The sequence below is a fragment of the Pseudomonas sp. FFPRI_1 genome, from assembly GCF_055384485.1.
This window is the reverse complement of record NZ_AP029168.1, coordinates 1,621,038-1,636,970: the sequence shown is the minus strand read 5'-3', so window position 1 is coordinate 1,636,970 and position 15,933 is coordinate 1,621,038. Positions and strand designations below refer to the sequence as shown.

Genomic DNA, 15,933 nt, shown 5'->3' with positions numbered 1-15,933 from the left:
CTGTAGAAAGCGCGAAAACAACAAGGCCCGGATTGTACCGGGCCCCGACTAAAACATCAGCCTCAGGACGGTATCTTGTCCAGGCGCTCGAGCGCCTCGTAGGCCAAGCGCACGGGAGCAAAGGAGCGCCGGTGAATGGGTGTCGGCCCAAGGCGCGCCAGGGCCTCAAGGTGCACCGGCGTCGGGTAGCCCTTGTGCCCACCGATGCCGTAGCCCGGGTAGATCAATTCAAAGGCGGCCATCTCACGATCGCGACTGACCTTGGCCAGAATCGACGCCGCGGCAATCGCCGGCACCTTGCTATCCCCCTTCACCACGGCTTCAGCCGGCATGGCGAGGCGTGGACAGCGGTTGCCATCGATCATCGCCAGCTTCGGGGTCACACTCAGTCCTTCCACCGCCCGCTGCATGGCCAGCATGGTGGCATGGAGGATGTTCAGCTCATCGATCTCCTCGACCTCGGCCCGGGCAATGCACCAGCTCAGGGCCTTTTCGCAGATCTCGTCGAACAGTTTCTCGCGACGGGCCTCGGTGAGTTTCTTCGAGTCATTGAGACCGACGATCGGTCGCTTCGGATCAAGGATCACCGCTGCCGTGACCACCGCACCACACAAGGGGCCGCGGCCGACCTCGTCGACACCGGCCACCAGGTCCTCGGCATCCGCCACCAGGGTGAAATCCAGGCCCATCTGCATCTTTGCGCTACTCACAGCGGTTTACCTATCAGTTCGAGCACCGCTTGCGCGGCCTGGTTGGAGGCGTCGCGACGCAGGGTCCGATGGATCTGGTCAAAACCGCGAGTCTGTTCTTCGCCACCTTCGATCAACGGTGACAGGGTCTGGGCCAGGGCTTCGGCAGTCGCCTCATCCTGCAGCAGCTCGGGCACCAGCAAACGCTGGGCCAGCAGGTTCGGCAGGGAAATATAAGGACTCTTGACCATGCGCTTGAGAATCCAGAAGGTCAGGGGCGCCAAGCGATAGGCAACCACCATCGGACGCTTGTAGAGCAAGGCTTCGAGGGTGGCCGTACCGGAGGCGATCAGCACCGCGTCACAGGCCGCCAGGGCCTTGTGGGACTGTCCATCGAGCAGGGTCAGCGGCAGGTCGCGGCTGGCCAGCAGCTCTTCCAGCTGAACCCGCCGCTCGGGGCTGGCGCACGGCATGATGAAGCGCACACCGGGGCGCAACGCTCGCAGGCGCTGAGCGGCGTCGAGGAACAAGGCCCCCAGGCGTCCCACTTCACCGCCTCGACTACCGGGCATCAAGGCCACCAGCGGGCCATCGGGCAGGCCCAGTTCGGCGCGTGCCGCGGCCCGATCGGCCTCAAGCGGAATGGCATCGGCCAGGGAGTGCCCGACGAACTTCACCGGCACGCCCTTCTCTTCGTAGAACCTGGCCTCGAAGGGAAACAGGGTGAGCATCAGATCGCAGCCTTCACGGATCTTCAGGACCCGTTTCTGCCGCCAGGCCCAGACCGACGGGCTGACGTAATGCACGGTCTTGATCCCGGCCTGACGCAGTTTGAGTTCGATGTTCAGGGTGAAATCAGGAGCGTCGATGCCGATGAATACATCCGGTTTTTCGGCAATCAGGGTCTGGATCAGCTTCTTGCGGCGAGCCAGTAACTCACGCAGCCGCCCGAGCACCTCCACCAGCCCCATGACCGCAAGGCGCTCCATGGGGAAGTAGGACGTCAGGCCTTCGGCCTGCATCAGCGGACCGCCGACACCAATGAATTCGACGGTCGGATGCTGGGCCTTGAGGGCACGCATCAAACCGGCGCCGAGAATGTCGCCGGAGGCTTCGCCAGCCACCAGCGCAATACGCAGAGTGCTCATGATTAACGGGTAATGCCGCGAGTCGAAGACTGGATCGAGTCGCGAAAGACCGCGACTTCGGGAAACTGGGCAGCAGGCTCGGCCAACTCGGCCAAGGCTTGATCAACAGTCAGCCCCTGGCGGTAGACCACCTTGTAGGCACGGCGCAGGGCATGGATCGCATCCTCGCTGAAACCGCGACGACGCATGCCCTCGAAATTCATGCTGCGGGCTTCTGCAGGGTTGCCGAACACCGTGACGAACGCCGGTACATCCTTGCCGATGGCAGTGCCCATCCCGGAAAAACTATGGGCGCCAATATGGCAGTACTGGTGCACCAGGGTGAAACCGGAAAGGATCGCCCAGTCGTCCACGTGCACATGGCCGGCCAAGGCAGTGTTGTTGACCAGGATGCAATGGTTGCCGATGACACTGTCATGCCCGATGTGGGCATAGGCCATGACCAGGTTGTGATCGCCCAGGGTGGTTTCCGCACGATCCTGGATGGTGCCACGATGAATGGTCACGCCTTCGCGGATCACATTGTGATCACCGATCACCAGGCGGGTTTCCTCGCCCTTGTACTTCAGGTCAGGGGTGTCCTCACCTACCGATGAGAACTGGTAGATGCGGTTGTGCCTGCCAATCCGCGTAGGGCCCTTGAGAATCACATGGGGCCCGATCACAGTACCCTCGCCGATTTCCACACCAGCGCCGACGATCGACCACGGGCCGACCTCAACGTCGTCGGCCAGCATGGCCGTCGGATCGATGATTGCGCGAGGGTCAATCAAACTCATAGTTTGCGTTCCGCGCAGATGATTTCCGCGGAGCAGACCGGCTTGCCATCTACCGACGCCTGGCACTCGAACTTCCAGATCTGGCGCTTGCAGCTGATGAACTTGGCTTCCAGGATCAACTGGTCACCCGGCAGTACCGGCTGGCGAAAGCGCAGCTTGTCGGAGCCGACGAAGTAGTAGAGGGTGCCGTCGGCGGGTTTCACGTCGAGCATCTTGAAGCCGAGAATGCCCGCAGCTTGAGCCATGGCCTCGATGATCAGCACGCCTGGCATGATCGGGTGCGCAGGGAAGTGACCGTTGAAAAACGGCTCGTTGATGCTGACATTCTTGTAGGCACGAATGCACTTGCCCTCAACATCCAGATCCACCACCCGATCCACCAACAGGAAAGGGTAACGGTGAGGCAGGTATTCGCGAATCTCGTTGATGTCCATCATTTCGGGGGGAAGCCTGTAGTAAAGAGTGGGAGCGCGCGACTAATGCACGCTCCTCTAGCAAATCAAGGAGGCAGTCTAGCGGCTGTGCACACTTGATATGGAAATGGTATCAGCCATCTGATGAAGCATTGCCATCAGGGGTCACGCCCCCAACGCGCTTTTCCAACTGACGCAGACGCCGTGCAAGGTCATCAAGCTGGCGGATACGTGCCGCACTTTTGCGCCACTCGGCAGCAGGCTGCATGGCAGTGCCGGAAGAGTAGGCCCCCGGCTCGGTGATCGAGTGGGTCACCATGGTCATCCCGGTGAGGAACACGTTGTCGCAAATCTCGATGTGTCCCACCAGGCCTACACCACCCGCGAGCATACAGTGCTTGCCGATCTTGGTGCTGCCGGAAATCCCCACACAGGCGGCCATGGCGGTGTGGTCACCGACCTGGACGTTGTGGGCGATCTGAATCTGGTTGTCCAGCTTCACACCGTTGCCGATCACGGTATCGGCCAGGGCGCCGCGGTCGATCGCCGTGTTGACGCCGATCTCCACATCGTCACCGATGGTCACACCGCCAATCTGCGCGATCTTCTGCCAGATGCCCTTTTCGTTGGCAAAACCAAAGCCTTCGCCACCCAGTACTGCGCCCGACTGAATCACCACGCGCTTGCCGATACGCACATCGTGATACAGGGTCACTCGCGGTGCCAGCCAGCCACCTTCACCGATCTCGCAGCGGGCGCCGATAAAGCAATGGGCACCGATGGTCACGCCAGCAGCAATTCGCGCACCGCTCTCGACCACCGCAAATGCACCGACGCTTGCAGCAGGGTCTACCAGCGCATCAGCAGCGATCACTGCAGAAGCATGGATACCGGCCGCAGCCTTGGGCTTGGGATCGAACAGGTGGGAAATGCGTGCGTAGGACAGGTAAGGGTCTGCCACCACCAATGCGTCACCGACATAGGCTTCGGCATCGGCGGCCTTCAACAGCACCGCACCGGCCTGACAGTCCACCAGGTATTTGCGGTACTGGGGATTTGCCAAAAAGCTCAACTGAGCTGGGCCAGCCTCCTGCAAGGTGGCTAGCCCAGTGATTTCCTTCTCCGCGTCGCCACTCAAGGTGGCGCCGAGGAACTCGGCCAACTGGCCGAGTTTTATAGTCGCGGTCATGGCTTACTTCAGCTGATTCATACGCTCGATAACCTGGCGAGTGATGTCGTACTGAGGTTTGACATCGATCACTGCGCCACGCTCGAAGACCAGGTCGAAAGCACCTTTCTTGATGACTTCTTCAACCGCGCTGTCCAGCTTCGGCTTCAGCTGCTTGAGCATCTCGCGGTCAGCAACGGCCTTGGCTTCGTTCAGCTCCTTGGATTGGAACTGGAAGTCGCGAGCCTTTTGCTTGAACTCAAGCTCCAGACGTTCGCGCTCGCCCTGCTGCATCTTGTCACCACCGGCAACCAGGCGATCCTGGATACCCTTGGCACTGCTTTCCAGCGTTTTCAGCTTGGTCAGTTGTGGGCCGAACTTCTTCTCGGCGTCCACTGCGTACTTCTTCGCCGCATCGGATTCCAACAGGGCCATCTGATAGTTCAGGACAGCGATTTTCATTTCGGCAAATGCCGGGCTCGCGACCAGAACGGTGGCCAGGAGAACCAATTGAGTCAACTTACGCACGATGCACTCCTACAAAATCCATTGTCGTTATCTAGGGTCAGGCTATTAGAAAGTCTGACCAAGGGAGAATTGGAACACCTGGGTTTCAGCGTCATCCGGTTTCTTGATCGGCATCGCCAAGGCAAAACTCAGTGGACCCAGGGCGGTAACCCACGTCACACCGACACCCACGGAACTCGCCAGATTGCTCAGGCTGATATCGTTGCACTGAGTTTTTACATTCGACGCAGCAATGGTGTTGGACGTGCTTTCACAGCGGGAGTTGAAGACGTTACCCACATCCCAGAACAGCGAGGTCCGCAAAGAGCGTTGATCCTTGACGAATGGCAGCGGGAACAGCAGCTCGGCACCACCCTGGATCAACACGTTGCCACCGAATGGCAGCGGATCCTGATCAGGGTCTGCAGCAGTGCCGGAGTTACCGGTTACACCCACGCCACGGCTCGGAGTACTGCGCGGGCCCAGGGTACTGTCCTTGAAGCCGCGAACCGAGTTGAAGCCACCAGCATAGTAGTTCTCGTAGAACGGCAAGCCTTTGGTGTCGCCGAAACCATCGCCATAACCCAATTCGGTATGGAAGCGCATGGTGTAGTTTTCACTCAGCGGAGTGAACAACTGGCCACGGTAGTCGAGCTTGAAGAACGACAGGTCGCTGCCTGGCGTAGTGGTTTCCAATACCAGGCTTTGCGAGTGACCACGGGTCGCCAGCACGCCTTTGTTCAGGGTCGACTCGGACCAGCCGGCCGAGGCCTTGAAGTTGAGGTAGTTGTCGCCCTGCTTGTTCACGAAGTCGAAAATTTCATCGACGGTGTACAGGCCGGTCTTGATCTTGTCCTGCTGCGCGGTCAGGCCGAAGGTCAGACGCGAAGTCTCACTGATCGGGTAGCCCACGCTGACGCCGGCACCCAGGCTGTCCACCGCGTAGCTGGCCACGTCGACGTCGAGGTCTTTGTAGTCAGTGGTGCGATAGAAAGCGTTGTAGCCCAGGCTCACGCCATCGGCGGTCCAGTAGGGGTCAACGTAGCCGAAGTTGTAGCGGCTCTGGTATTCGCTGCGGGTCAGGCCGATGCTGACCTTGTTACCGGTACCCAGGAAGTTGTTCTGGGTAATCGAGCCACCGAGGATCAGACCGGCGCTCTGGGCGAAACCAACGCTGGCGGTGATCGAGCCGGAGGCCTGTTCTTCAACGGCGTAGTTCACGTCGACCTGGTCGTCGACCCCCGGAACCGCCGGAGTCTCGACGTTGACTTCCTTGAAGAAGCCCAGACGCTCGAGGCGGGTCTTGGATTGGTCGATCAGGTAGGTCGAAGCCCAGCCACCTTCCATCTGACGCATCTCGCGACGCAGCACTTCGTCCTCGGACTTGGTGTTGCCACGGAAGTTGATGCGGTTGACGTAGGCACGCTTGCCTGGATCCACCACGAAGGTGATGTCCACGGTGTGATCTTCATCGTGTGGCTGAGGCACGCCGTTGACGTTGGCGAAGGTGTAGCCTTCGTTACCCAGACGGCGGGTGATCAGTTCGGAGGTGGTGGTCATCAGCTTGCGCGAGAACACCTGGCCCTTCTCCACCAGCAACAGCGCCTTGACCTGGTCTTCAGGCACTTTCAGGTCGCCGCTGAGTTTCACGTCACGAACGCTGTACTTCTCGCCTTCGTTGACGTTGACGGTGATGTAGACGTGCTTCTTGTCCGGGGTGATGGACACCTGGGTCGAAGCGATATCCATGTTGATATAGCCACGGTCCAGGTAATAGGAACGCAGGCGTTCCAGGTCACCGGAAAGCTTTTCACGAGCGTACTTGTCATCGTTCTTGAAGAACGACAGCCAGTTGGTGGTCTTGAGTTCGAACAGGCCGATCAGGTCCTCGTCGGGAAAGACCGTGTTGCCCACCACGTTGATGTGCTGGATGGCAGCGACCGTACCTTCGTTGATGTTGACCTTCAGGCCGACACGGTTGCGCGGCTGCGGTACCACTTCGGTCTCGACGGTGGCCGAGTAGCGGCCCTGAGCGACATATTGACGCTGCAGTTCGTTACGCACGCCTTCGAGGGTCGCACGCTGGAAGATTTCACCTTCGGACAGACCGGACTGCTTGAGGCCTTTCATCAGGTCTTCAGTCGAGATCGCCTTGTTGCCTTCGATCTCGATACTGGCAACCGACGGCCGCTCGACTACTGTGATGACCAGGACGTTGCCATCGCGGCCCAGCTGGATGTCTTGGAAGAAGCCGGTTTTGAACAGCGCACGAGTGGATTCCACCAGGCGACGGTCATCCGCCTGCTCGCCGACGTTCAACGGCAAGGCCCCAAAGACGCTACCCGCGGAAACGCGCTGAAGCCCGTTGACCCGGATATCGGAGATAGTGAAGGACTCGGCGTGAACTTCGGCGATCATCAATACGGTGAGAACCGCAGTTAGCAGCAGACGTTTCATGAAGTCCTTTCTTATTCCAACTGGCAATAAACAAACTGCCGCAAAATGCGGCAGATTCGCAATTCAGCGAAGCGTTACAGACGACCCAGATCGTTGACCAGAGCAAGCAGCATGACTCCGACCACCAAGCTGATACCGATCTGTATCCCCCAACCCTGCACCCGATCCGACAAGGGACGACCACGCGCCCACTCGATCAGATAAAACAACAAATGCCCCCCATCCAGTACCGGGATGGGCAGCAAATTCAGAACACCCAGGCTAATACTCAGATAAGCAAGGAAATTCAAGAAATCAGCAATGCCCGACTGGGCAGAAGCGCCCGCCACTTTAGCAATGGTTATCGGTCCACTCAAGTTTTTTACCGAGAGCTCGCCGAACAACATTTTCTTCAGTGATTCCAGGGTCAGGACGCTCATGGTCCAAGTGCGCCGGGCGCCTTCGCCAATCGCTTGCAATGGCCCGTAGCTGACCTCGCGGAGCATCTCTGGCGGCCAGTCGACAGCTTTTACCCCGGCTCCCAGGTAACCATTTGGCGCCTTGCTTTCGCCGCGACTGGCCAGGGTCACCGGGACGGCGATTTGAGCACCATCGCGTTCGACATGCAGCACAATTTTGGTATCAGGGTGTACACGCACCCAATCCACCACTTGCTGCCAGTCGGTCAGCGCCTGCTCGTCAAGCGCCAGCAGGCGATCGCCTGTCTTCAGGCCGGCAGCCTGGGCCGGGCCTTTCGGATCGAGTTCGGCCAGCACCGGCGGCAACGCCGGGCGCCACGGGCGAATCCCCAGCGAACGAATCGGATCAGGCTCATCAGCCCCCTTGAGCCACTTGTCCAGCATCAACTGGCGCGGCGAGTCCACGCTCGCCCCCTGCTCGCGCACCAGCACTTGCAAGGTACCGCTTTCACCCAGGCGCCGAACCAACTGCAGATTCACCGCCGCCCAACCTGTAGTGGGTTCACCGTCGATCGCGACGATTTCCTCACCCGCACCGAGGCCGGCCTTGGCCGCGATACTGCCCGCCTCGACATCGCCGATGACCGGCCGCACCTGCTGGCTGCCCAGCATCGCCAGCGCCCAGAAGAACACCAGGGCCAGAAGGAAATTGGCAATAGGGCCTGCAGCAACAATGGCGATGCGCTGGCGCACGGACTTGCGATTGAAGGATTGGTCCAGCTCTTCGGCCGCCACCTCGCCCTCGCGCTCGTCGAGCATCTTCACATAGCCGCCCAGGGGAATGGCGGCGATCACGAATTCGGTGCCACGACGATCGTGCCAGCGCAACAGAGGCATGCCGAAGCCTACGGAGAACCGCAGGACCTTGACGCCACAGCGACGTGCGACCCAGAAGTGGCCGAACTCGTGGAAGGTGACCAGCACGCCCAGGGCTACCAGGGTGCCGACAATCATATAGAGCGCGCTCATCTAGTTTCTCCGCAATCCTATTCGCCGCCACTCGCCCCGGCCGCGCATCCTATCGCCCGTTACGCTGCAACCATTGTTGCGCCAGGCCGCGGGCCTTGGCGTCTGCCGCAAACACTGCATCGAGCTCATTGACTGCGACCGCAGGCTCACGAGCCAAAACCTCATCGATGATACTCGCGATCTCGGGGTAACGGATGCGCCGTTCGAGAAACGCCGAAACCGCCACTTCATTGGCCGCATTCAACATCGCCGGAGCACTGCCCCCCGCCTCGGCAGCTTGGCGCGCCAGGCGCAGGCAAGGGAACCGCTGTTCGTCGGGCGCCTGGAAATCCAGGCGAGCGATGGCGAACAGATCCAGCGGGGCCACCCCGGAATCGATGCGCTCCGGCCAGGCCAGGGCATTGGCGATAGGGGTCCGCATGTCAGGGTTGCCCAACTGCGCCAGCACCGAACCGTCGACATAGTCCACCAACGAATGGATCACGCTTTGCGGGTGCACCACCACTTCGACCTGGGAAGGCTTGGCATCGAACAGCCAGCAGGCCTCGATAAGCTCCAGCCCCTTGTTCATCATGCTTGCCGAGTCCACCGAGATCTTGCGCCCCATGGACCAGTTCGGGTGAGCACAGGCCTGCTCCGGCGAGACATGCTCGAGCTCGGCCAGCGGTGTCTGACGGAACGGACCACCCGAGGCGGTCAGCAGAATCCGCCGCACCCCCACCTGGCTCAGCCCGCGGGAGAAGTCCCCGGGCATGCATTGAAAGATCGCATTGTGCTCACTGTCGATGGGCAGCAGCACCGAGCCGCTCTTGCCCACCGCCTGCATGAACAGCGCGCCGGACATCACCAGCGCTTCTTTATTGGCCAGGAGGATCTTCTTGCCTGCCTCCACGGCGGCAAGCGTGGGACGCAAGCCCGCCGCCCCGACGATCGCCGCCATTACTGCATCGACCTCGGGCGCCGAGGCGACTTCACACAACCCCTGCTCACCCACCAGCACCCGGGTCGCCAGCCCGGCCGCTTGCAGATCTTCCTGCAAACGCCTGGCTGCGGCAGCCTCAGGCACCACGGCAAAGCGCGGCACATGGCGCACGCACAAGGCCAGCAGCTCAGGCAAACGGCTGAAGCCGGTGAGGGCGAACACCTGATAGCGGTCCGGATGCCGAGCGATGACATCCAGCGTACTCAGGCCGATGGAGCCGGTAGCCCCCAGAACCGTAATCTGTTGCACAGCACTCACGGCGCAGCCATCCACAGCAGCACCGCGAATACCGGGATGGCAGCGGTCAGGCTATCGATCCGATCGAGCACGCCGCCGTGCCCGGGCAGCAGGTTGCTGCTGTCCTTGATCCCGGCCTGGCGCTTGAACATGCTCTCGGTCAGGTCACCGACCACCGAGATGAAGACCACGATGGCCGCGCTCAGCAACCCCAGAAGGATCTGCCCCAGGCTCCAGCCTCGCACCAGCCCGACCACAGCGGTGATCACCAGGCTCAAGGCCAGGCCGCCATACACGCCCTCCCAGCTCTTGCCGGGGCTGACCTGTGGCGCCAGCTTGCGCTTGCCGAAGGCCTTGCCGGAGAAGTAGGCGCCGATATCCGCGCCCCACACCAAAACCATCACCGCCATGATCAGCCAGTTGCCCAGGGGCAACTGCTTGATGAACACCAGGCCCTGCCAGGCCGGCAGCAGGATCAACAGACCAATCAACAGCTTGGGTGCAGCACCGGACCACTGATCACGGGTACGCGGGTAGGTGAGCACCAGGAAAGTCGCTAACCCCCACCACAGCACCGCCGCCCCCAGGACCCAAGGCGCGACGCCGGGCACCAGGTGCATCACGAACAACAGCGCCGCTATCGCCACTGCGTAGGCCACCCGGGCCGGCTGCGCCTCGAAGCCTGCCAGGCGCGCCCATTCCCAGGCACCCAGGCTGACGACCACGCCGATGAACAGGGCGAACCCCGAACCTTCGAGCAGGAAGAACCCGCACAAGGCGATCGGCAGCAGGATCAGCGCAGTAATGATTCGTTGTTTAAGCATTAAACCCGGGCTCCAGCCTCGACCTGCTCGCTCGTCTTACCGAAGCGGCGCTGCCGAGAGGCGTAATCGGCCAATGCAGTACGCATGGCTTCGTGTTTGAAGTCCGGCCAATACAGGTCGGAGAAATACAGTTCGGCGTAAGCCAACTGCCACAACAGGAAGTTGCTGATGCGATGCTCACCACCGGTCCGGATGCACAGGTCGGGCAATGGCAGATCGCCAGTGGCCAGGCAGGTCTGCAACAGGCCCGGCGTGATGTCCTCGGGCCGCAAGTGCCCGGCCTGGACTTCGCGTGCCAGGCGCTGGGCGGCCTGGGCGATATCCCACTGGCCGCCGTAATTGGCGGCGATCTGCAGGATGAAGCGGCCACTGCCGGCAGTGATGGCTTCCGCTTCACGCATCGCCGCTTGCAACTCGGGATGAAAACGCGAGCGATCGCCAATGATCCTCAGGCTGATGTTGTTCTCGTTGAGGCGCTTGGCCTCACGGCGCAAGGCCTTGAAGAACAGATCCATCAAGGCACTGACTTCCTCGGCCGGGCGCTGCCAGTTTTCACTGGAAAAGGCGAACAGGGTCAGCACCTCGACCTTGGCCTCGGCACACACCTCGATGACTGCACGCACCGCGTCAACACCCGCTTTATGCCCGGCAACCCCCGGCATAAAGCGTTTTTTTGCCCAGCGATTATTACCGTCCATGATGATCGCGACGTGTCGCGGTACCGAGGACGATACAGGCTGCTTGGTCTTTTCCATGAAAACGCCTGACCCTTATACGGCCATCAAGTCCGCTTCTTTCTGCTTCACGGCCACTTCGATTTCCGCCACGAACTTGTCGGTCAGTTTCTGGATCTCGTCAGCCGCACGACGCTCGTCGTCCTCACTGATTTCTTTTTCCTTGACCAAGTCCTTGAGCTGGCTCAGGGCGTCACGACGCACGTTGCGCACGGCAATACGGGCATCTTCAGCCGCTTCGCGAGCCTGCTTGGTGAAGCCCTTGCGGGTTTCCTCGGTCAAGGCCGGCATGGTGATCAGCAACAACTCGCCCAGGTTGGTCGGGTTGAAGCCCAGGCCGGAGCTCTGGATCGCCTTGTCCACGGCTGCCAGCATGTTGCGCTCGAACGCCACGACCTGCAGGGTACGAGAATCCTTGACGGTAACGTTGGCCACCTGGTTGATCGGGGTGTCGGCGCCATAGTAAGGCACCATCACGCCCGCCAGAATACTCGGGTGAGCCTGGCCGGTACGGATGCGGCTGAACGCATGCGCCAGGGACTCCAGGGATTTCTTCATGCGCTCTTGAGCGTCTTTCTTGATTTCGTTGATCATTGTTCGCCTTCCTCGATCAGGGTTCCTTCAGCGCCACCATGCACGATATTCAGCAGGGCGCCGGGCTTGTTCATGTTAAATACCCGCAGCGGCATCTTGTGGTCGCGGCACAGGCAGATGGCCGTCAGGTCCATCACTCCCAGCTTGCGATCCAGCACTTCATCGTAAGTCAGATGATCGAACTTCTCGGCATGCGGGTCTTTGAACGGATCTGCAGTGTAAACACCATCCACCTTGGTTGCCTTGAGCACGACATCGGCATCGATCTCGATGGCTCGCAGGCAGGCTGCAGAGTCGGTGGTGAAGAACGGGTTGCCGGTACCGGCCGCGAAGATCACCACCTCTTTGGAGTTCAGGTGGCGCATGGCCTTGCGGCGATCATAATGATCGGTCACGCCGACCATGGAAATGGCCGACATCACGATGGCCGAGATATTCGCACGTTCCAGCGCATCGCGCATGGCCAGGGCGTTCATTACAGTGGCCAGCATGCCCATGTGGTCACCTGTGACCCGATCCATCCCGGCGGCACTCAGTGCGGCACCACGGAACAGGTTGCCACCACCGATCACCAAGCCTACCTGAACGCCGATACCGACCAGTTGGCCGACTTCCAGCGCCATGCGATCCAGCACCTTGGGATCGATCCCGAACTCTTCCGAGCCCATCAGGGCCTCGCCGCTAAGCTTGAGTAGAATGCGTTTATAGCGAGCTTGATAACCACTGCCCTGCTGAGCCATTGCGAATCTCTCCTGCGGCGTATTTTAAAAATTCTTTGCGGACTGTTTACAGCCTGCGTTCACTCTAGCTTGACGCTGTCACAGCGCCATCAGAACACGACTTTGTAAACCGGTTCCGAAGGTCAATCACTAAATTGTCCTGCCCATTTGAAAAGAGGCTGCGCGCGTGAGCGGGCAGCCTCTTCTGGGCGACAGTTGAAAACTGTCTTATTGCTTGCTGGCAGCCAGCTGAGCAGCAACTTCTTCAGCGAAGTTGTCCACTGGCTTCTCGATGCCTTCGCCCACTTTGAAGTAGGTGAAGGAAACGATTTCAGCGCCGCCCTGCTTGGCCAGAGTACCTACGGTGATCTCTGGGTTCTTGACGAAGGCTTGCTCAACCAGGCTGGCTTCAGCCAGGAACTTGCTGATGCGACCGGCAATCATCTTCTCGACGATTTCGGCAGGCTTGCCCTTCATCTTGTCTTCGTTGAGGCTCATGAACACGCCTTTCTCGCGCTCGATGGCTTCAGCGGAAACTTGCGATGGCAGCAGGAACTCAGGGTTGCTGGCTGCTACGTGCATGGCGATGTCCTTGGCCAGCTCGGCGTTGCCGCCTTTCAGAGCGACCACAACACCGATCTTGTTGCCGTGCAGGTACGAACCCAGTACGTCAGCTTCGATGCGCGCCAGGCGACGGATGTTGACGTTCTCGCCGACTTTGGCAACCAGCGCTTCACGAGCCGATTCCTGAGCGGCGATCAGCGGAGCTGCGTCGGTCATTTTTTCAGCGAAGGCTTTTTCAACGCATGCGTTGACGAAGTTCTTGAAGTCGTCTTGCAGGGCCAGGAAGTCGGTCTGCGAGTTGACTTCGATGATCACGGCAGCCTTGCCGTCTTCCTTGATGGCGATGGCGCCTTCAGCAGCAACGTTGCCTGCTTTCTTGGCAGCCTTGATCGCGCCGGAAGCACGCATGTCATCAATGGCTTTCTCGATGTCGCCGCCGGCCTTGGTCAAGGCCTTTTTGCAATCCATCATGCCTTCGCCGGTACGCTCGCGCAGTTCTTTAACCAGCGCTGCAGTAATCTCTGCCATTTTCAAAATCCTCTTGGATAGGTTTTCAACCATTCCACCCGATCGAACGGGCGTTCAATTCTTGGGCCTTGCCCCGAAGTCATCTCATAGCAGCCGCCCATTACAGAAACTGCAGGGGGCTCGACAAAATGATTTTCGAGTTGGCAAAAAGGGGGCCAAGCCCCCTTTTTGCGTACTGAGTAAACGCTAAGCGTCAGTTACTCAGGCTTCAGCCGCCGGTGCTGCAGCTTCTTCGAACACTTCGGTGCCGCCAGCAACGTTGTTGCGACCACGGATCACAGCGTCAGCCATCGAACCCATGTACAGCTGGATGGCGCGGATGGCGTCATCGTTGCCTGGGATGATGTAGTCAACGCCTTCCGGGCTGCTGTTGGTGTCGACAACGCCGATGACCGGGATGCCCAGCTTGTTGGCTTCGGTGATCGCGATGCGCTCGTGGTCAACGTCGATCACGAACAGTGCGTCAGGCAGACCGCCCATGTCCTTGATACCGCCCAGCGAACGATCCAGCTTTTCCAGATCGCGAGTGCGCATCAGCGCCTCTTTCTTGGTCAGCTTGGCGAAAGTACCGTCTTCGGCCTGTACTTCAAGGTCACGCAGACGCTTGATGGAAGCACGAATGGTCTTGTAGTTGGTCAGCATGCCGCCCAACCAGCGGTGATCGACGTACGGCGAACCGCAACGTGCTGCTTCTTCAGCAACGATCTTGCCAGCGGAACGCTTGGTGCCGACGAACAGAATCTTGTTTTTGCCCTGGGCCAGACGCTCTACGAAAGTCAGAGCTTCGTTGAACATTGGCAGGGTTTTTTCAAGGTTGATGATGTGAATCTTGTTGCGCGCGCCGAAAATGTACTTACCCATTTTCGGATTCCAGTAACGGGTTTGGTGACCGAAGTGCACACCGGCCTTCAGCATATCGCGCATGTTGACTTGGGACATGATAGTTCCTTAATAAGTCGGGTTAGGCCTCCACGTATCCCAATGACCAACCAACAGCTTGTGCTGAGGGCACCCAGGTCATCGTGTCGACACGTGTGTGGGTTTGGGCTTTTCGGGGCATCCCCGGAAAGCGGCGCATTTTATACCACAGCAAGGGCGAAAACGGAACCCGGATTCACATCCGCTGATCCGTGCACTTTTTGCCCCGCCCTTGGAATCGCGCCAGAATGCACCATTGTATAGAGAGAAGCGCCAGCAGAACCTCAGATTTACGCTGGCCGTCTGTTAGAATCGCACCTTTGCGGCTTCTGAAAACCTCACCGGCCCACCGTAGGCCCCGCTTTGCAACTGCAGGTTTTCAAGCCATTCCGTGTTTATCGCGCCCCTGAGCGTCAAGAGAGCCTGTATGACCGTCACCCTCAAAACTCCCGAGGACATCGCCAAAATGCGTGTCGCCGGCAAACTGGCCGCCGACGTGCTGGAAATGATTGCCGAGCATGTCAAACCCGGTGTGACCACCGAAGAACTGGACCGCATCTGCCATGACTACATCGTCAATGTGCAGGGTGCGATCCCTGCCCCGCTGAATTACAAGGGGTTCCCCAAGTCCATCTGCACCTCGATCAACCACGTGGTGTGCCACGGCATTCCCAACGAGAAGCCGCTGAAGGATGGCGACACCCTGAACATAGACGTCACTGTGATCAAGGACGGCTACCACGGCGATACCAGCCGCATGTTCCACGTCGGCAGCGTGCCGGTGTGGGCCGAGCGCCTGTCGCAGATCACCCAGGAATGCATGTACAAGGCCATCGAACTGGTCAAGCCGGGCTGCCGCCTGGGCGACATCGGTGAAGTGATCCAGAAGCACGCGGAAAAGAACGGTTTTTCGGTGGTCCGCGAGTTCTGCGGCCACGGCATCGGCAAGGTGTTCCACGAAGAGCCGCAGATCCTGCACTACGGGCGTGCGGGCACCGGCATGGAACTCAAGGCCGGCATGACCTTCACCATCGAGCCGATGATCAACCAGGGCAAGGCCGACACCAAGGTGCTGGGCGACGGCTGGACCGCCATCACCAAGGACCGCAAGCTTTCGGCACAGTGGGAACACACCCTGCTGGTGACCGAGACCGGCTACGAGATCTTCACCCTGCGCAGCGACGACACCATCGCCCGGGTTTCTGCCTGACTCCCCGGAGTCTGTCGCCGCAGGGTGACAGACCC

General features: G+C 59.9%; 16 protein-coding genes. 1 reads left to right on the top strand and 15 read right to left on the bottom strand.

Going from position 1 to position 15,933, the window contains the following annotated elements:
• Positions 1 to 62 precede the first annotated feature (62 nt).
• From rnhB to rpsB, 15 genes are all read right to left on the bottom strand, one after another.
• On the bottom strand, positions 63 to 695 hold the full coding sequence (gene rnhB / locus ACZ5BO_RS07315) for a ribonuclease HII (protein ID WP_025127650.1): 633 nt from the start codon (positions 693 to 695) through the stop codon (positions 63 to 65).
• Between the two features lie 11 nt (positions 696 to 706).
• On the bottom strand, positions 707 to 1,837 hold the full coding sequence (gene lpxB / locus ACZ5BO_RS07310; protein ID WP_025127649.1) for a lipid-A-disaccharide synthase: 1,131 nt from the start codon (positions 1,835 to 1,837) through the stop codon (positions 707 to 709).
• Positions 1,838 to 1,839: 2 nt separating this feature from the next.
• Positions 1,840 to 2,616 (bottom strand): acyl-ACP--UDP-N-acetylglucosamine O-acyltransferase, encoded by a 777-nt coding sequence (gene lpxA, locus ACZ5BO_RS07305; protein ID WP_464698987.1) that lies wholly within the window; start codon positions 2,614 to 2,616, stop codon positions 1,840 to 1,842.
• Entirely contained in the window at positions 2,613 to 3,053 is a 441-nt protein-coding gene (gene fabZ / locus ACZ5BO_RS07300) for a 3-hydroxyacyl-ACP dehydratase FabZ (RefSeq protein ID WP_007924058.1), read from the bottom strand. The genes lpxA and fabZ overlap by 4 nt, the downstream gene beginning before the upstream one ends.
• 109 nt (positions 3,054 to 3,162) lie before the next feature.
• On the bottom strand, positions 3,163 to 4,218 hold the full coding sequence (gene lpxD, locus ACZ5BO_RS07295; protein WP_464698984.1) for a UDP-3-O-(3-hydroxymyristoyl)glucosamine N-acyltransferase: 1,056 nt from the start codon (positions 4,216 to 4,218) through the stop codon (positions 3,163 to 3,165).
• A gap of 3 nt (positions 4,219 to 4,221) precedes the next feature.
• Positions 4,222 to 4,725 carry an OmpH/Skp family outer membrane protein gene (locus ACZ5BO_RS07290; RefSeq protein ID WP_025127646.1) on the bottom strand — a complete coding sequence of 168 codons (504 nt, stop codon included), beginning with the start codon at positions 4,723 to 4,725 and terminating at the stop codon, positions 4,222 to 4,224.
• A 45-nt stretch (positions 4,726 to 4,770) separates the two neighbouring features.
• The gene (bamA, locus tag ACZ5BO_RS07285) at positions 4,771 to 7,161 is read right to left on the bottom strand and encodes an outer membrane protein assembly factor BamA (protein WP_025127645.1); all 2,391 of its coding nucleotides are present in this window, start codon (positions 7,159 to 7,161) and stop codon (positions 4,771 to 4,773) included.
• 74 nt (positions 7,162 to 7,235) lie between these two features.
• Positions 7,236 to 8,588, bottom strand: coding sequence for a sigma E protease regulator RseP (gene rseP / locus ACZ5BO_RS07280; protein ID WP_464698981.1), 1,353 nt, complete (start codon positions 8,586 to 8,588; stop codon positions 7,236 to 7,238).
• Between the two features lie 49 nt (positions 8,589 to 8,637).
• A complete protein-coding gene (gene ispC / locus ACZ5BO_RS07275; protein ID WP_025127643.1) occupies positions 8,638 to 9,828 on the bottom strand; it encodes a 1-deoxy-D-xylulose-5-phosphate reductoisomerase in 1,191 nt (396 codons plus the stop codon).
• On the bottom strand, positions 9,825 to 10,631 hold the full coding sequence (locus ACZ5BO_RS07270) for a phosphatidate cytidylyltransferase (RefSeq protein ID WP_464698979.1): 807 nt from the start codon (positions 10,629 to 10,631) through the stop codon (positions 9,825 to 9,827). The genes ispC and ACZ5BO_RS07270 overlap by 4 nt, the downstream gene beginning before the upstream one ends.
• Positions 10,631 to 11,386 carry a polyprenyl diphosphate synthase gene (gene uppS / locus ACZ5BO_RS07265; RefSeq protein WP_464698977.1) on the bottom strand — a complete coding sequence of 252 codons (756 nt, stop codon included), beginning with the start codon at positions 11,384 to 11,386 and terminating at the stop codon, positions 10,631 to 10,633. Before uppS ends, ACZ5BO_RS07270 begins: the two co-directional genes overlap by 1 nt.
• Positions 11,387 to 11,401: 15 nt before the next feature.
• On the bottom strand, positions 11,402 to 11,959 hold the full coding sequence (gene frr / locus ACZ5BO_RS07260; protein ID WP_025127640.1) for a ribosome recycling factor: 558 nt from the start codon (positions 11,957 to 11,959) through the stop codon (positions 11,402 to 11,404).
• Complete coding sequence (gene pyrH, locus ACZ5BO_RS07255; protein ID WP_011059526.1) at positions 11,956 to 12,699, bottom strand: UMP kinase; 744 nt, start codon at positions 12,697 to 12,699, stop codon at positions 11,956 to 11,958. The genes frr and pyrH overlap by 4 nt, the downstream gene beginning before the upstream one ends.
• Before the next feature lie 207 nt (positions 12,700 to 12,906).
• A complete protein-coding gene (gene tsf / locus ACZ5BO_RS07250) occupies positions 12,907 to 13,770 on the bottom strand; it encodes a translation elongation factor Ts (RefSeq protein ID WP_025127639.1) in 864 nt (287 codons plus the stop codon).
• Positions 13,771 to 13,971: 201 nt separating this feature from the next.
• Complete coding sequence (rpsB, locus tag ACZ5BO_RS07245) at positions 13,972 to 14,709, bottom strand: 30S ribosomal protein S2 (protein WP_011059524.1); 738 nt, start codon at positions 14,707 to 14,709, stop codon at positions 13,972 to 13,974.
• Between the two features lie 406 nt (positions 14,710 to 15,115).
• Between rpsB and map the strand changes: the two genes are divergently transcribed.
• Positions 15,116 to 15,898 carry a type I methionyl aminopeptidase gene (gene map / locus ACZ5BO_RS07240; RefSeq protein WP_025127638.1) on the top strand — a complete coding sequence of 261 codons (783 nt, stop codon included), beginning with the start codon at positions 15,116 to 15,118 and terminating at the stop codon, positions 15,896 to 15,898.
• Positions 15,899 to 15,933: the final 35 nt, after the last annotated feature.